Origin of the sequence: Streptomyces sp. NBC_01775, from assembly GCF_035917675.1 — a bacterium.
In the GTDB taxonomy this organism is placed as follows: Bacteria; Actinomycetota; Actinomycetes; order Streptomycetales; family Streptomycetaceae; genus Streptomyces.
Genome location: NZ_CP109104.1, coordinates 1774781 through 1790633, shown reverse-complemented (window position 1 = coordinate 1790633; position 15853 = coordinate 1774781). Strand labels below are relative to the sequence as shown.

General features: G+C 66.9%; 14 protein-coding genes and 3 pseudogenes. 10 read left to right on the top strand and 7 right to left on the bottom strand.

Annotation, left to right across the window (positions count from 1 at the left end):
• Positions 1 to 112: 112 nt before the first annotated feature.
• Positions 113 to 1330 (bottom strand): recombinase family protein, encoded by a 1218-nt coding sequence (locus OHB04_RS08225; protein ID WP_326807166.1) that lies wholly within the window; start codon positions 1328 to 1330, stop codon positions 113 to 115.
• Between the two features lie 241 nt (positions 1331 to 1571).
• On the opposite strand from OHB04_RS08225, the gene OHB04_RS08220 reads away from it, so the two are divergent.
• A complete protein-coding gene (locus OHB04_RS08220) occupies positions 1572 to 1754 on the top strand; it encodes a hypothetical protein (RefSeq protein WP_326807165.1) in 183 nt (60 codons plus the stop codon).
• 96 nt (positions 1755 to 1850) lie between these two features.
• Here OHB04_RS08220 and OHB04_RS08215 read toward each other — a convergent pair whose 3' ends face one another.
• Both OHB04_RS08215 and OHB04_RS08210 read right to left on the bottom strand, forming a co-directional pair.
• Positions 1851 to 2246 (bottom strand): peptidase inhibitor family I36 protein, encoded by a 396-nt coding sequence (locus tag OHB04_RS08215; RefSeq protein ID WP_326807164.1) that lies wholly within the window; start codon positions 2244 to 2246, stop codon positions 1851 to 1853.
• Between the two features lie 1220 nt (positions 2247 to 3466).
• Positions 3467 to 3670 (bottom strand): hypothetical protein, encoded by a 204-nt coding sequence (locus OHB04_RS08210; RefSeq protein WP_326807163.1) that lies wholly within the window; start codon positions 3668 to 3670, stop codon positions 3467 to 3469.
• A 222-nt stretch (positions 3671 to 3892) separates the two neighbouring features.
• Between OHB04_RS08210 and OHB04_RS08205 the strand changes: the two are divergent.
• The 7 genes and pseudogenes from OHB04_RS08205 to OHB04_RS08175 form a co-directional block, all read left to right on the top strand.
• Positions 3893 to 4077 (top strand): annotated as a pseudogene (locus OHB04_RS08205) (inositol 2-dehydrogenase); the annotation flags it as partial.
• An 8-nt stretch (positions 4078 to 4085) separates the two neighbouring features.
• A pseudogene (locus tag OHB04_RS08200) lies at positions 4086 to 4694 on the top strand (TIM barrel protein).
• A 400-nt stretch (positions 4695 to 5094) separates the two neighbouring features.
• Positions 5095 to 6393: a cytochrome P450 gene (locus tag OHB04_RS08195; RefSeq protein WP_326807162.1), complete on the top strand. Its 1299-nt coding sequence runs from the start codon at positions 5095 to 5097 to the stop codon at positions 6391 to 6393.
• Positions 6390 to 7499, top strand: a complete 1110-nt coding sequence (locus OHB04_RS08190) for a cytochrome P450 (RefSeq protein WP_326807161.1) — start codon at positions 6390 to 6392, stop codon at positions 7497 to 7499. The genes OHB04_RS08195 and OHB04_RS08190 overlap by 4 nt, the downstream gene beginning before the upstream one ends.
• Before the next feature lie 98 nt (positions 7500 to 7597).
• Positions 7598 to 7816 carry a hypothetical protein gene (locus tag OHB04_RS08185; protein WP_326807160.1) on the top strand — a complete coding sequence of 73 codons (219 nt, stop codon included), beginning with the start codon at positions 7598 to 7600 and terminating at the stop codon, positions 7814 to 7816.
• 460 nt (positions 7817 to 8276) lie between these two features.
• Complete coding sequence (locus OHB04_RS08180) at positions 8277 to 8882, top strand: transposase family protein (protein WP_442814795.1); 606 nt, start codon at positions 8277 to 8279, stop codon at positions 8880 to 8882.
• A 40-nt stretch (positions 8883 to 8922) separates the two neighbouring features.
• Positions 8923 to 9435, top strand: a complete 513-nt coding sequence (locus OHB04_RS08175; protein WP_326807159.1) for a hypothetical protein — start codon at positions 8923 to 8925, stop codon at positions 9433 to 9435.
• Positions 9436 to 9915: 480 nt separating this feature from the next.
• Here the strand turns inward: OHB04_RS08175 and OHB04_RS08170 are convergent, their stop codons facing one another.
• A complete protein-coding gene (locus tag OHB04_RS08170; protein ID WP_326807158.1) occupies positions 9916 to 10719 on the bottom strand; it encodes a zinc ribbon domain-containing protein in 804 nt (267 codons plus the stop codon).
• A gap of 551 nt (positions 10720 to 11270) precedes the next feature.
• Positions 11271 to 11528: a hypothetical protein gene (locus OHB04_RS08165; protein ID WP_326807157.1), complete on the bottom strand. Its 258-nt coding sequence runs from the start codon at positions 11526 to 11528 to the stop codon at positions 11271 to 11273.
• A gap of 122 nt (positions 11529 to 11650) precedes the next feature.
• On the opposite strand from OHB04_RS08165, the gene OHB04_RS08160 reads away from it, so the two are divergent.
• Both OHB04_RS08160 and nhaA read left to right on the top strand, forming a co-directional pair.
• Entirely contained in the window at positions 11651 to 13177 is a 1527-nt protein-coding gene (locus OHB04_RS08160; RefSeq protein ID WP_326807156.1) for an alanine/glycine:cation symporter family protein, read from the top strand.
• Between the two features lie 264 nt (positions 13178 to 13441).
• Entirely contained in the window at positions 13442 to 14740 is a 1299-nt protein-coding gene (nhaA, locus tag OHB04_RS08155) for a Na+/H+ antiporter NhaA (protein ID WP_326807155.1), read from the top strand.
• Here nhaA and OHB04_RS08150 read toward each other — a convergent pair.
• Together OHB04_RS08150 and OHB04_RS08145 are read right to left on the bottom strand one after the other, a co-directional pair.
• A complete protein-coding gene (locus OHB04_RS08150; RefSeq protein ID WP_326807154.1) occupies positions 14710 to 15204 on the bottom strand; it encodes a cation-translocating P-type ATPase C-terminal domain-containing protein in 495 nt (164 codons plus the stop codon). The two genes, nhaA and OHB04_RS08150, sit on opposite strands and share 31 nt — an antisense overlap.
• Before the next feature lie 121 nt (positions 15205 to 15325).
• Positions 15326 to 15740 (bottom strand): annotated as a pseudogene (locus OHB04_RS08145) (zinc-binding dehydrogenase); the annotation flags it as partial.
• Positions 15741 to 15853: the final 113 nt, after the last annotated feature.

Sequence of the window (15853 nt, the reverse complement as noted above, 5' to 3'; positions counted from 1 at the left end):
CCGGGCGGTGGCACGCGCGGTTCGGGGTAGCAGCGTGAACATCGTCCGGCACGAGCGCGCTGCCGCTCCTGCCCGTCGATCGGACGGGCACGGAGCGTGGCCACACGTGCGGCTACGATGGAGCCCTACGACAGCGCCAGCGTCCCCGCCACCAGCGCCGGAACATCGTGCGCTGAGCTCGACACCCCCCTCGGACACCGACTGGTACCCCACGGGTGCCGGGAATGTGCTGGTTGAGGTGCGCCTCGACCAGCACTTTTTGTTGTGCGGGCGTGTAGCGGATGCGGAGACCGAGCTTCTGATAGATCTCGGCTTTGTCGGTCGGGGCAGCTTGGTGGATCACCTGAGAGAGGTCGTCCGCTGTGCGGATGAGGGTCGGTGACGTAGTCCCGCGAGATTCCGGGTTCCGCCTGTGCGGGGAGGTCGTAGTTTCGCCTCGGCCTGGGCCCGTGCGGCCTGCGTCGGTGATCCAGCGGGTGACCAGACCGGGGTCGGCGCCCGCTTCGAGGGCGGAGCGGTGTGTGGCGAGCTTGGCGTCACACCGTGCGATGTCGGCCCGTGCCTGAGTGGATTCGGTGGTATCGGGATGGCCCGTGTCGGGACCGGTTGCCGTCATGAGGTCGACGGTCTTGTCGATGCGGTGCGGCAGGAACGTCTTGGCGGGCCAGTCGTCGAGTGGCCGGGTCACCCATGCTTCGCGTACGTAGAGGTTGCGGGGGTGCTGGACGTGGTTCGCGAGCCCGTATTCGTTGGGATAGCGGCAGCGGTAGTAGGCCTGCTCGTGAGACCAGTGGCCCTGCATCTTCCGCTCGCACGCGCCACAGATGAGGGCGCCTCGTAGCAGGTACGGGCGGCGGGTGCGCTGCACGCCGTGAGCGGGGCCGGTCCGCGTCTTGCTGTGGAAGATGTCCTGGGCGCGGGCGAAGGTGTCGTCGTCGATGAGTGGGGTGTGGACGATCTTCTTGGAGATGATCCACTTGTCCTGGGTGTTCCAGCGCATCTTGGTGGTGTAGCCGAGGCTGACGTCGGTGATGTCGAGCAGGGACTCGTGCTTCTTCTGCCGGTTCCATACCTGGCGGCCGGTGTAGCGGGGGTTGTTGAGTGTGGCGCGTACGGCGCTCTTGGCCCAGGCGCGGGTGTCGCGGTGGGGGTTGCGGCGAGGGTCGTGGGCGGAGGGGCGGGCGATGCCGTCGCGGGTGAGTCCCTCGGCGATCGCGTAGATGCCGTATCCGGGCAGGAACGCGGTGAAGATCCGGACAACGACGGATGCGGTCTTGAGGTCGGGTTCCAAGCCGTGGAGGGGTTTGCCGTCGGCGGCCTTGCGGGCCACATGGGGCCTACCGTGACTGCGGGAACAGCCCCGCTCGCGCGGGGACCACCTCAGCCACAGCTCGGCCTCGTCGGCGAGCTGGGGAACAGCCCCGCTCGCGCGGGGACCACACTTCCTGACCTGCGGCTCTAGAGCGGCTTTGCGGTGCTTGATCATTGCCCGTCGGCGTCACGACCTCATGGTGTCAGAGGCATGTGATGGAGTGCCTGCCTCTGATGAAACGGCGTTGGGGAGGTGCGACGTGGTTGATACGCGGTTGTGCGGGAAGTCCTCAACAATTTCCGCGAACTCACGGTTCGCGGAGGAGCTGGGGCAGAACCGCATCACGGTGACGTTCACGTCGGCGGAGTTCCCCAACTTCGATGACAAGTCCTACAACGAGTACGAGCAGCGCTCGAAGTACACCCGGTCCTGGACCAGGTGACGCTCACTCCGCCGACGTCGCGCAACTGACGCCGCTACGGATGCTACGGACGGGGTGCGGTGCGAACGTCAAGGCACCGCACCCCGTCTGGTGGTGCTACTTCGAGACGGTGATGCAGGTCACCCGGTTGCTCATGTTGCCTTTGTTGTTGCCCGAGTTGTGGGCCAGGTCCTTGTCGGAGGACTTGGCTGCTGCGGTGTACGCGTCACCGAAGCAGTCGCGGCCGGAATACATGAACACGTCGTACTTGGTGTTGTTCACCATCGAGCTTGCCTGGTCGTTGATGGAGGACGGCAGATTCACGCGGTACCAGGAACCCGGGCGGGGCTTGTGGCGGTATACACCACGCTCGAAGCTGTAGCCCTCGTACAGGCAGAATCGATTGGCTCCGCAGCTGGCTCTGGAGTCGGCCTGAGCGGTCGGGCTGAGGCCGATCAGGCCCGCGCTGCTCAGCGTCAGGACGCTGGCCGATATGGCAAGGGTGCGCTTCACGTACGTCACCTTCGTTTGCAAGGGGAAATTTCCGGCAGAAGGGGCGCGCGGGCACCGCTGTGGCGCCGCGAACTCGGTGTGCCGTAGGCGGAATTCGACGAAATTCGAACGGCCCGGCGAGCACTCTATGGGACGGTCAGCCAATGATGCACGGCATTCTGGAGATCGCCTGCTGCTTTCTCCGTTGCGGTCGGGCCAGGCGACTTCGACACCCCGAGCAGAGGGCTTCTGCGCACCCGATGTGGCCGTCGTCAGCGGCCAGGGACGCCTGCCTGGGCAAGCGGACGCACAAGACCAGCAAGGTCCGACGTGCATGCGGGACGCCGACGGTCAGGGGGCACGTCGCCGCCTTCCAGAACACCCGGCTCAGCCCGGTCAGCTGACCGCCCGGCCCAGCCGAGAGGAAGCACGTCCGAGTAATGGCCCGTCATGCTCGCCGCCGGCACGACCGCTGTGGCCTCCCTCATGGTCACCGGCCCCTGCCCCACACCTGGCTCGACGCGTGCCACGGCTGACCAGCCGTGATGCCCGCCTATCCACCAGTATCGTCCGCTACCGCGAAGGCGCCGGGCGCGGCGCCCTCGAACGCCGGCCGAGCTTCGAGCTGACCTCGCGGGGACAGGAGTTCCGTCATGTCGGCCATCCCGGCTCCTGCCTCCGCTCTCATTCCGCATAGTGGAAATTTTTTTCTGGTTCCGGGATAAACCGTCATGGGACGTTGAAGCGTGTCCAGTCCTGTCCGTTGACTGACACTCCCTCCCCGGAAAGGTCCTGTTCCTGCCGTCGAGGACCTCCCTTTCTTGAGAGACATTCAGGGAATTTCTGGTGAGCTCTTCAATGGATCGGTACAGGTGGCGTTCCTGGGTGACATAACGCGCCGTTCGTGTGGCAGGCCCGCCGTCATCATTTGGAAGAACTCATTCGCACAAGGGAAACCTTGCCGGTCAGTACGACGTTCCGGACGAGAGAGGCATGAACGTGAGCCAGACCGTGCCCGCCGAAGAATTCCTCCATGACTTCCTGCTCGCCACGGCCCGCCGCAACCCGGGCCGCCCCGCCGGCATCTAGTGCCCCTCCCGGCAAGCTTTGCCCCGTCGCGCCGCCCGGCACGCACGCTCGCGGCGTTGGCCAAAAGCCCTGGTAGCTCCGCTACAAGGACTTCCGGCCGCCTTGCGATCGCACGCACCGGACGACGCTCCTTGACGGGCAAACATTGCCGGTCACGGCACTAGCCACCCGAGCCGGGCCGCACCACCGTGACGACGTACGCCGAACTGGCCGCTCTGGCGAAATCGTTCGCCGACCGCCTCGATGAACTCGGCGTGGAGATCGGCTTGCGGAGGGTCCTGGAGGCCGAGGCGACCGTCGAACTCGCCGAGGTGGAACGGCGGTTTTCCAGTTGCGACCCAGTCACGCATCTTCACAGTCGACTCGTATCCACACCCGGGTGTCCGATCCGGCCGTGGTGGACGAGTACACCCGGGTGCTGGGCGGACGGGCCGACGCGGTTGGAGACCATCCTCCATCCCGAACTCGGCCGCATCGATGTCGACGCCCAGGACCTGTTCACCGAGAACCGCGCCGAGACCCTGGTGGTGCTGACCACTCGCCCCGGCACGGAGAGCCACAGCAAGCCCGAACTGCTCTCCGACGCCTTCGACACCGAATTCCAGGAGTGGAGCTTCGGCGTCGAAGCGGGCGCCGAGCCCAAGGGCCGACCGCCTGGGACGGCTACGCTGCCACCGTCATCACCGACGCCACGGTCCGCTCCCTTGAATCGGACGGACAGCTGGGCAGCGTCGATATGAAGCCCCGGCCCGCGCTGTACGGAGTCCCCGCATGGAGATCGCACTCGACCCCCGTATGTTCCGTTTCCTGCCCATCGAGGAGATGGTGCGCACGGCCGCCGACCTGGGCTATGAGTACATCGAGTTCTCGCCGCGCGACGACTTCATGCCGTTCTTCCTGCACCCCGCGCCGACGACGAGCTCGACCTCTGCGAGGAGAACACCCCCGCCGTCGACCTCGTGCGCGTCATCAACAAGCCCTGGACGAACTGCCTGTACTGCGACCCGCACTCCTTCCACCTCTCCGGACCCGAGCAGGTAGGGGCCGACATCGCGGCCATGAGGCGGTACGTGGGCGACAAGCTGGCGCACGTCCACGTCGCCGGCATCTTCTACTTCAAGGCGTCGTCCGGCGAGCGCTACATCCTCGACCCTTCCCCTAGCTCTTCGAGCTGGGGGATACCCCAAGGCACGCCGGCGCGTATCCACCAGCACCTCGACATCGGCCAGGGCGAGGTCGACTGGAACAGCTTCTTCGGCATCCTGCGCGAGCTCAGCTTCGACGGGGGTCGCCACCGCCTGTGTCTTCGCCTGGGAGGAGCGGGCACGCGAGCCCTCGGCGCTGATGCTGGACCGCATCACCAAGGAGCTGGCCCCTTGAGAGGTTTGCGCTCCGGGAGGTAGCGCGGATGCCGACGGGAGGTAGGGGGGCTGCGGGTACCTCCCCTGCCTCCCGGGTTCACCCTTTACCTCCCGAGGCAGTGCGCCCCTTATCTTCGGAAAGGTCTGTCGAGTACTCCTGCCGGCATGGTGAGGAAGGCGCTGTCGAACCGGGCCTCTGAGCACAGAAGTACCTTCTGCCCCTCCACTCACAGTTGCCTCGGCTGAGCACTGCCCTGGAGGATGTGGCTGTGTCAACTTATGCCTCAAGAACTCCGCTTGGTGATCCCTGGCCGTATGCCCGTACGGCCTGGCCAGCACGTAGTGCCACCCTCTACGGCCAGGATTTCGCACGCGAACCGTTCTCGTACTACCAAAGTCTGCGCAAGACCTTCGGTCCTGTGGCGCCTGTCACCCTGGAGGAGACCGGCGCCTTCCGCGGGTACCTCGTCCTGGACCACGCCTACCAGTTGGAGATTCTCCAGAACCGCGGCCATATGTGGACGCGGGACTCCCGCTGGTACCGCGACTTCGCCGAAGGTGCGCTACCCGACCACCCGCTGATCCCCCAGATCGCCTACCGGCGCAGCCGTCTCTACGCCGAGGGCATGGAGCACTCACGCCTCTCCAGCCCGGGTAACAAGGCGCTGGCCAAGATCGACCTGCTCTTTACCCGCGCCCTCATCGAAGACCTCGCGGAGCAGCTCATCGCCTCGTTCTTCCCCCCAGAAGGGCCCGGGGAATGGAACGAGGCCGACATCCTCGACCAGTACGCGCTCCAGCTGCCGCTGCTGGTCATGATGCGGCTGATGGGCATGGACGAGAACAGCGCGCTGGCCACCGGCACCGCCATTCACGAGATGCTCAGCGGCGGTCCCGGGGCCCACCGTGCCGCCGCGGATCTCGATGTCCGGATGCGGGCCCTGGTGGAGGAGAAGCAGAGGGCCTCGGGGCCCGACCTCATCTCCTGGATGCACCACTACAACCGGCAGATGGAGCAGCAGCTGGATGCTCACGAGCTGAGCGAGGACGTATGGCTGCAGATTGTCTGCGGGCGCGGCGCCAGCAACACCTGGATCTGCAACACCGTGTTGGAGTTGCTGACCAACCCGGAACTCAACTCCGACGTTATCGCCGGGCGCTGTCAGATGGAAGAGGCGATGAACCGCGTCATGTGGGTCAACGCGCCCGTCCAGAACCTCATCGGCCGCTGGGCCACCCAGAACACCACGCTGGGCGGCTATCCGATCAACTGCGGGGACATGGCGATCATCTGCCTCGCTGCGACCGGAGGTGACCCGATGATGATGTCGACCAGCTGGGATGTCTCCCGCACCAACAGGTCGCATCTGGCCTGGGGCGCCGGTTCCCACGGCTGCCCGGTACCGGACCTGGGCACGCTCATCGTCCGTACGGGGCTCGAAGTGCTGTGGAACAGGCTGCCGGGCATGCGGCTGGCCGTTCCCAAGGAGAGTCTCGCCTGGGACCTTCCGTATATGGCCAGGTCACCCACTGCGCTTCCCGTGATATTCCCTTATCCGCCGACTTCTCAGACGAACGGACAGCAGTGGACAGCACAGCACCGCTTTCTCTCGAACCCGCCCCGGCCGATCTCCACGGAACAGAAGGAGCAGCCCTCCGAGCCGCATGGCCGGTTGCCACTGTGGCGCTCCCTGGTGGCGTGGTGGCCAAAGCGGTGACGACCCGGGAGGCGGGTGCCCTGGTGCTGGGCGACCCCCGCTTCTCCAAGGACATCCAGCACTGGGGCGCTCACGCACGCGGGGAGATACCCGTGGACTGGCCGCTGCTGTTCATCGTGGAGGGCAAGGGCCTGCTCACCACCGACGGCGAGACCCACCGTCGGCTGCGGCTCCCCATCCAGCGCGCCATCTCGCCCCGCCGCGTAGAGGCGCTGCGTCCCCAGATCGAGGCCATTACCGACCGCCTGCTGGCGGGGCTGGCCGCCGTCCCCGCCGGGGAGGAGACGGATCTGCTCGCCGGGTTCGCGCTGCCGCTGCCGCTGGATGTCATCTGCTCACTGCTCGGCGTACCTGAAGACGGCATGCGGCGCGAGGAGTTGCACGAGTTGTCGGCGGCGGCGTTGAACTCCGAGGCCAGCGCGGAAGAGGTGCAGCAGACGGTCTCCCACCGCTTCCCCGCGACGCTGCTGGCACTGATCGAGCAGAAGCGCGCCCGCGGCGACCGGGACGACCTCACCATGGACCTGGTCACCGCCATGGACGAGGGGGAGCTGAGCGAGGCGGAGGTCATCGGAAACCTCGTGACCACCGTGATCGGCGGCCACGAGACGACGGCCAATCTGATCTGCCACGCCGTCAAAGGACTGCTGACACACCCCGAGACGCTCCAGGCCGCGAGAGCCCGGCAGGACGCGGGGGAGGACCCGTGGCCCGGCATCGTGGAAGAGGCGCTGCGCTGGGAGTCTCCCACCCGTCATGTGATGTTCCGTTACGCACTCGACGACGTGGACGTCGAGGGGGACATGATCCGCAAGGGGGAGGCCGTGCTGGTGCCGCTGTCGGCCATTCAGCGCTGCCCGCACGCCTTCCCGGACGGTGATCCGGAGGTCTTTTCTCCCGGCCGCGCCGACGCCTCCCGGCATCTCGCCTTCGGCTACGGCCCGCACCGTTGCCCCGGTGCATCGCTGGCCCGGCTGGAAGCCGAGATCGCCCTGCAGCGGCTCTTCGCTGCCTTCCCCGGACTGTCCCTCACGGGGCGGCCCGCCTCCCGGGTGCCGTCCCTGGGCATCAACGGCTACCAGGAACTGCCGGTCCAGCTGCGCTGAGGCCGGCACTGCCGGTGGTCGGCCCTTCCCGTTGCTCCTGGGGGCTCCGCCCCGAAGGCCCCGGTCCTGCGGGACGGGCTGACTTCAGCCCGTCCGACGTGGCAGGGCCCTTCACCTCGGCGCACCCCGCATCACACGCGTGCCGGAACCTGGCCTTCGGCCTGGTCACTGTCGGCGGCCTCATCACCCTGCTGGCCCGCAGGGCCGGTATGGCACCGGCGGCGGCAACCGGCGCAACGCCGCACACCCACCGCATCCGTCAACTCATCACATGGGTGGCCATTGCCTGCTCGACGAGTGCGCGGATCTTCGCGTAGCAGACGACTTGCTGCACTGATCCATCCAGCGTCGTTGTTGTTCAACGTTTGACGCGCTCGGGATTACACCAGTCCACGACCCCGGCCGTGCGGGCTATAGCAAGGGCAGTTCTGCCGTCAATGGCACGATTCATGGGGCATCAGTCCACGTTCCCCCTCGGACACCAATCATTTCCCCACGGCTTCTCGTATGCCGTGGGGATTTGCTGTTTCCGGAGTCGGGTGTGATCTCCGCGAGAACCGTGGCCTTTCCGGGGCGTAGGTGAGCCGGAGCCCGAGCCGCTCGTAGATTTCGGCCTTGTCATGAGGTTCGGCCTGGTGCACGGCGGCAGCGATGTCGCCGACGGAGCGTACGAGCGCCGCGACATCGTCTCGCGACATCCGTTCGACGGACTGTGAGCGAGCCCGTCTGCTGGCCCCCCATCGCCGCCGGATCGGGACTCCGAGGAACTCACGCGCCTTGGGCCCGTACCGCCAAGCAGCGCTGGTCCTGCGCTGGTTCCGCGAACGCAGCTGCGTGCACTGCCTCGCCCGCGACGCTGGCGTCTCCCAGGCAACCGGCTACCGCTACCTCCACGAAGGCATCGACGTCCTCGCTGGCCAGGCGCCGGACCTGCACGAGGTTCTCGGCCGCTGCCGAGGGGAGGGCATGATCCACGTGATCCTCGATGGCACGCTGATCGCCTCCGACCGCGTCGCCGGTCCCCGCGAGAACGGCAACGAACTCTGGTTCAGCCAGAAGCACAAGGCGTTCGGCGGCAACGTACAGTTCCTGGCTGCCCCTGACGGCACCCCGCTATGGGTCTCCGACACCGAACCCGGATCCACCCCCGACATCACCGCCGCCCGCCTCCACGCATTCCCCGCCCTCTACAAGGCGGCGGCTGACGGTCTTCCCACCCTCGCCGACAAGGGCTACATCGGCGCCGGCATCGGCATCCTCGTCCCAATCCGCCGTCCGAAAGGCCGGTCGGAACAAGCCCTGCACGCCGACACACGAACTACGAACAACCTGATCAGGGACCACGACCGCCGGGCGAACTGCACGAAAGACAGTGGCTTCTGAGGCCGTGGGGTTGTCAATGTGGCCAGCTACTGTGGCGACCATGATGAAGAAGAGTTTCTATGACCTGGCCTTCGGCGTTGCGCCGGGCGGCGCTCGCAAGGACGCGCACTACGTTCTGGCCAGTCTCGACGAGGTGAAGATCGCGCTGGCCGAGGAGCTTGCCGAGGAGATCAATCTCTACCTGCTGTGTTGGTACGGGGCGGACTTGTCGCTGCATGTATATCAGCAAGAGGAGTTGGCACAGTCGATAGACCTGCATCCCTTTATTACGATTTCCATCGACGGCTATATGGACATCACCTTCAAGGGCCCCGGGGAACCGGTCGGCTATGACTTCCGTGCTGACGACGGGGCAGGTGACGAGAAGGAGAGGCTCTCCTCCAAGATGTTCTGCGGCAGTCTCGGGGACGCGGTCAGTGTCAGCGTGGACTGGAGCCGAATAGAAGTGCCGCCGCTGACCGGTGAGACCGTGGCCGAGGACGACGAAGACGACGTTGTTGAGCTGGCCGAGGGGCATCTCGGAGCGTATGGCTACCAGGATTTCGAGGAGTGACCAGGCCCGCCAGCCGCTGTAGACGGGGGCCGCCGGGCCTCAGAAGCCGTTCGTATCGATCAAGAGGCGGACCACCCCCGCTCGCGCGGGGACCACGATCCCGCACCCCTGGTGCGCGAGCGCGCGACCGGACCACCCCCGCTCGCGCGGGGACCACATTATCCGGGCGCAAGCGTCATTCAATCTGTACGGACCACCCCCGCTCGCGCGGGGACCACACTTCCTGACCTGCGCCGTTAAAAGGGCTTTGCCGATCCTTTGCCGCTGCTCCTTGTTGTCATCTGTAGATGGTGACAGAGCCGATGGCACGGCAGGGAGGCCCCTGGGCTCGTTCAGTCCAGGTGCCCTGGGGGACTGCTCTGGGCGGGTCGGTACACGGCGGCTGGCGTGAGGGCTGCTGGCCTCAACGATGGTTGTCGGCCGGACGCTGGTTTCCCGCTGGTTGATCATGTGCAGACGCTATCCATGCGCGTCATAGCGTTAGGTTTGACGTTCAGTTTCAACGTTTGACGCGGTCGGGATTACATCGGTCCACGACCCGGCCGTGCGGCCTATAGCAAGGGCAGTTCTGCCGCCAATAGCACGATTCGTGGGGTATCGGTCCACGTCCTCCCTCGGACACGCACCGTACGCACATGCCGTACACGCGCTCTCGGGCCGTGACTCCACAGTCACGGCCCTTTTGCTGTGGCCGTAGGTGAGGGACAGCCCGAAGGCCGCGTAGAGCGGGGCTTTGCGCTCGGGGGTGGCTGTCGCGGCGGCGGCGATCTGGCGTTGGGCGGCGTTGCGGTCGGCTGTTGCCTTGTTGATCCACTCGGTGACGAGTGCCGGGTTCGTTCCGGCGTCGATGGCGGCGCGGTAGCGGTCGATGCGGCGGTCGCAGTCGGCGAGGGTGCGACGGGCGACTTCCAGCGCGGGACCGGGGGCGGGGGTGGTCACGCTCTGGGCCTGGTGCAGGGCCTGGAGGGGCTGCTTGAGGCGGCCGGGGGCGAAGGTGCGGGCGATCCACGCGTCGAGTGCGGGGAGGAGCGCGCCCTCGCGGACGTAGACGGTCAGGGGGTGGGGGAGGGACGCGCTCCGGGCGTATTCGGCGGGGTAGCGGCAGCGGTAGTTGGGGAGGCCGTTGTTGTAGTTGCCCTGCATCTTGCGGTCGCAGTGTCCGCAGCGCAGCAGGCCGCGAAGTGCGTAGCTGCGTTTGGTCGGTGCGACCATGCGCTCCACGCCCGCGATGTTGCGACGGCGTTCCTGTTGGGCCTGGGCCGCCTGGAAGTGGGCCGTCGGCACGAGCGGTTCGTGGACGGGTTCGGCCGACCAGACCCACTTGTCGTGGGAATTCCACGTCAGTTGGGTGCGGTGGCCGAGGGTGACGTCGTCGATGTCGAGTCTTGGAAGCTCCTGACGCAGCGGAGAAGACGACCAAGAGTTTTCTCCGCGTTCGACACTCCGACGCCCCGAAGTGCTCGTGGTCGCAGGTTGGAGTCCCCGGCAGGAGCCACACGCAAGGGCTGGTCGTGTCGAACCCGCTCTTACCGGTGCTGATTCGCTCGTGGTGACGATGTCGACGCATCTCCGGAAGACGCGAGTCGGCTGATCCCGCGATCGCGCTTATCTCCGCCATCGTGCTGTGCGGGTGCGAATCCCCGGCGGGGCACGACGCGGATGGGAAGCGGCAGATGCCCTGTATGGCTGGGGGGTTCGTCATGGCCTGCTGAGGTCTGTCAGATCCGAAACAGCAGGTCAGCCCGGGTGACATGAATTGCGGCCCCCACCAGCCGTCGGGCACACCGGCCCCCTTGTCGTCCGGTCTGCGCAGTGTTCCGGAGGTGTCTTGAGCCTCACGGCCGCATCGCGGCGCCACGGGGTCCATGCGGCCTCACCTGCGGATACGTGCCCGATGAACGGATCAAGGCGTCCGGATAACGATCTGGCTTCGCTCGCTGGGATTTTCGAGGAATGCGCCTGGTCATGTGACCTACATCACTAAACACTTCGTAAAGGTCGTGGTAGAACTGCGCAATTCCGCAGGTGGCACCACCCCTCGCCACGGCGCGGATCGGCCAGGCATGCACCAGCAGCACGACCAGGGTGATCACGGTTCGAGTCCGCGGACCGCGCGCCCAGGGTCGCCGACCGGACAACGGCGCTCACTCAACGACCGCACATCTTCCCGGCGCCACCTCCCATGCGCCGATACTGCGCCATCGAGGTATCCACCGTGTCACTCGACTCCATGACCACGTCCGTTGACGAAGCCGTCAGCGGATTCTTCGAGCCAATAGCCACCTGGCTCGGGGAAGTCGTCTTCTACGCCGTCCCCGTAGCCGGTACGGAGCTGCCTCTCATCGTCGCCTGGCTCGTCGTGGCCGGCCTGGTCTTCACCGCCTGGTTCGGGCTGGTCCAGGTCCGCAAGTTCAAGCTCGCCGTCGATGTGGTGCGCGGAAAGTACGACGAGAAGGGGTCGGCCGGTGAGGTCAACCACTTCCAGGCGCTGACCGCCGCCGTCTCCGGCACCGTCGGTCTGGGCAACATCGCCGGAGTGGCCGTCGCCGTCTCCATCGGTGGCGCCGGCGCCACCTTCTGGATGGTCCTCTGCGGCCTGCTGGGCATGGCCACCAAGTTCGTCGAGGTCACCCTGGGCGTGAAGTACCGCGAGGTGCACGCCGACGGCACCGTGTCCGGCGGCCCGATGCACTACCTGCCCAAGGGGCTGGGCGACCGCTTCGGAAAGAACGGGAAGACCTTCGGCAAGCTCCTCGCGGTTCTCGCCTCCTTCATGATCCTGTTCTTCGGTCTCTTCGGCGGCAACCTCTTCCAGGTCAACCAGTCCTACGTCCAGCTCGTCTCCGTCACCGGCGGCGAGGACGGCGCACTGGGTTCGTCCGCCGGCGCCCTGTTCTTCGGCATCCTGATCGCCGCGCTCGTCGGCATCGTGCTGCTCGGCGGTATCCGCTCGATCGCCAACGTGACCAGCAAGCTCGTGCCCGCCATGGCCGGTATCTACATCGTGGCCTGCCTGACCGTCATCCTGGTCAACGCGTCCGCCGTGCCCGCCGCGATCGGCACCATCATCGAGGGCGCCTTCAACCCGGAGGGTGTCGCGGGCGGTGTCCTGGGCGCGCTGATCATCGGCTTCAAGCGGGCCGCCTTCTCCAACGAGGCCGGGCTCGGTTCCGCCCCCATCGCTCACTCCGCGGTCAAGACCAAGCACCCCGCCAGCGAGGGCCTGGTCGCCCTGCTGGAGCCGTTCATCGACACCGTCCTCATCTGCACGATGACCGCGCTGACCATCGTCATCGCAAAGCCTGACAGCTGGAAGGTCGGCAACGCCGAAGCCGAGGGCGTCACCGTCACCTCCGACGCCTTCGAGACCGTCCTGCCCTGGTTCCCCTACATCCTGACCGTCGCGGTGCTGCTCTTCGCCATCTCCACCGTGCTGACCTGGGGCTACTACGGCCTCAAGGCATGGTCGTACCTCTTCGGCCGCAGCAAGACCAGCGAGATCACCTACAAGGTCGTCTACACCCTGTTCGCCGTAGCGGGCTCCCTGCTGACCCTTCAGACGCTCATCGACATGGCCGACGCCGTGCTCTTCACACTGGCCGTCATCAACATCATCGGCCTCTACCTCCTCGCACCGGTCGTCAAGCGCGAGCTGAACTCGTTCCTGGAGTTCGTCCGCGCCCGCGACGCCGGTGAAACGGTCGAGGACGAGGACCAGGAGTCGGAGAAGACCACCGTCTGACCGCGCCCCCGCGGCCCGGCTCCTGAGCGGGCCCGTACACACCTCGCGCCTTTGGTGTGCACGGGCCCGCTCGCCATGCCCACATCCGCATATCGGCAGGTGAAAGGGCGCCTGGCGGGGCATGCGGCAGGCGGTTAGGGTGTAAATAACGCGTCAACGCCTCGTTCTGTGGGCGGTTGGACAACGACGCGCGGTGTGCCGGGAAGTCTGGTCGGCGTCCTTGGGCCCGTATGCCCTGAAGCCGATCCCTCCGGAGGCCCACGCATGGCTCCCGCCCCACGCGAGCGTTCCCCCTTCCTCGGCCTGCTCCCTCTCCCGGAGCGCAACGCCGTAGTACGGGCACTGAGGACGGAGACCGTCGGCGGGCTGGTGCTCCTCGCCGCCGCCGTCGTGGCGCTGGTGTGGGCGAACACCCCGTGGAGCGGGGCCTACGAGCAGATTCGCGACTTTCACTTCGGCATTCCGGCCCTCGGCCTGGACCTCTCGGTCGGACACTGGACCGCAGACGGACTGCTGGCCATCTTCTTCCTGGTCGCCGGCATAGAGCTCAAGCGCGAACTGGTCGTCGGAGAGCTGCGCACCCCCGCCACCGCCGCACTGCCGGTCATCGCCGCTCTCTGCGGCATGGCCGTGCCCGCCGCCCTCTACGCCGCCACGGCCACGGTCGGCGGAGGCAGCCTTGAGGGCTGGGCCGTGCCGATGGCCACCGACATCGCCTTCGCGCTCGCCGTCCTCGCCGTCCTCAGCACCCACCTGCCCGCGTCACTGCGGGCCTTCCTGCTCACTCTCGCCGTCGTCGACGACCTCGGCGCGATCCTGATCATCGCGATCTTCTTCACCAGCGACCTGAACTTCGCCGCCCTCGGCGGGGCCTTCGTCGGACTGGCCGTCATCTACGTCCTCCAGCGCTTCCGTGTGCGCGGCTGGTGGTGGTACGTCCCGATCGGCGTCGTCACCTGGGCGCTGATGTACAACGGCGGCGTCCACGCCACCGTCGCCGGCGTCGCGATCGGTCTGATCCTGCGCACCACCCGCGACAAGGGTGAGACCGCATCCCCCGCCGAGCAGACCTCCCACCTGCTCCACCCCGTCTCCGCAGGCGTCGTGGTCCCGCTGTTCGCGCTCTTCGCCGCCGGTGTCGGCGTCTCGGGCGCGGCCCTGGGGGAAGTCTTCACCCGCCCGGAGCCCCTGGGCGTGGTGCTGGGCCTCGTCATCGGCAAGACCCTGGGCATCTTCGCCGGAACCTATCTGGCCGCCCGGTTCACCCGGGCCAAGCTGAACCCCGACCTGGCCTGGGCGGACGTGTTCGCACTCGCGGTACTGGCCGGAATCGGCTTCACCGTCGCCCTGCTCATCGGCGAACTCGCCTTCCCCGACCCGGCCGCCTCCGAGCACGTCAAAGCCGCCGTCCTGACCGGCTCCCTCCTCGCCGCCGGCTCGGCGGCCCTCCTCATCAAACGGCGCAACGGCATCTACCGCCGCCTGTACGAGGAGGAGACCCGCGACGACGACCACGACGGCATCCCGGACATCTACCAGCGAGCCGACACCACCGAACGCTGACAGGGAAGCCCTCCATGGACGCCTCCCTGCTGACAGTGGCGATCATCGTCGCCGCCCTGGTCATCAGAACGGCCGTGAACGAGAACAGGAGCCCTGGCAGCGCTCGCCAGGAATGGGCCTTCGTCACCGGCGGCGTGGCCATGCTCTCCGGCGCGGTGACAGCCTCTGCCTGGGCGCCAAGGGCCGGCACCACCCGGGATACGACGCGGTTGCGTGGGCGGGACCGGCGGGATCGCGTCGGGCCCCGAGACCAGGAACGGGAAAGCGAGCAGCAGCCCGAGGATGTTGGCGGGCGGTGGGGCCGTGCCGAATACCGCCTGAGGCGGCGGCGTCCGGACCAGTGCGGCCGTGAACGCCACTTCGAAGGCGATATCCATCAGCGGCAAGGGGTTGGAGAGCAGGCCGACCCGCCGCAGTGAGGCGTGGTCGGTGCGGGCGGCCATCGCGGTGCCGATCTGGCACATCACGATTCCGGCGAAGGTCGCGGTGGTCGCGCTTGCACAGGCGTGATGCCGGGGGCTCCCCGCGGCTGTCGAGCGCCGAGTGTCCAGCCCGCGCGCCAGAGCGTGTAGAAGAAGGCGCCGATCACGAGGCCCGCGGACAGGAGTCCGAACCGCCCCCAGGCGCGGACGAGCATGTCCTTGGTGACGATCCGCTCAGTACGACCTTGAGCGCTCCTGTCTCGGACGGCCGGGAGAAGATGTCGTATGCCTCCTCCATAGCCCCCAGCGCGAAGGTGTGGGTCACCAGCGAGGAGACGGGCAGTCGTCCGGCTCGGAGCATTCCGAGAAGCATCGGTGTCGAGTAGGTGTCGACCAGGCCGGTCGTTACCGTCACGTCTTTGATCCACAGATCTTCCAGATGCAAACTGGGCCGGCCCACCGTGTACGCCGATGTTCGCCACGTGCCCTCCCGGCCGCACCATGCGCGTGCACATCTCGAACGTCTCGGCCACTCCGACGGCCTCGATGGCCACGTCGGCCCCCAGGCCGTCCGTCAGACACCGGGACGGAAGCAGGTCTATCGACGAGACCCCTACGACGACCTCATCGCCCTCGCCGACGAGGCCGCACCGGAGGGATCCAGCGCCCTGTTGCGCACGGTCATGCGAGA

What these genes read in the sequence shown, in the direction of transcription:
- OHB04_RS08175 (WP_326807159.1), top strand. Translation starts at nt 8,923, where the DNA reads ATGATGAAGAAGAGTTTCTATGACCTGGCCTTCGGCGTTGCGCCGGGC.
- nhaA (WP_326807155.1), top strand. Translation starts at nt 13,442, where the DNA reads ATGGCTCCCGCCCCACGCGAGCGTTCCCCCTTCCTCGGCCTGCTCCCT.
- OHB04_RS08150 (WP_326807154.1), bottom strand. Translation starts at nt 15,204, where the DNA reads ATGTGCCAGATCGGCACCGCGATGGCCGCCCGCACCGACCACGCCTCA.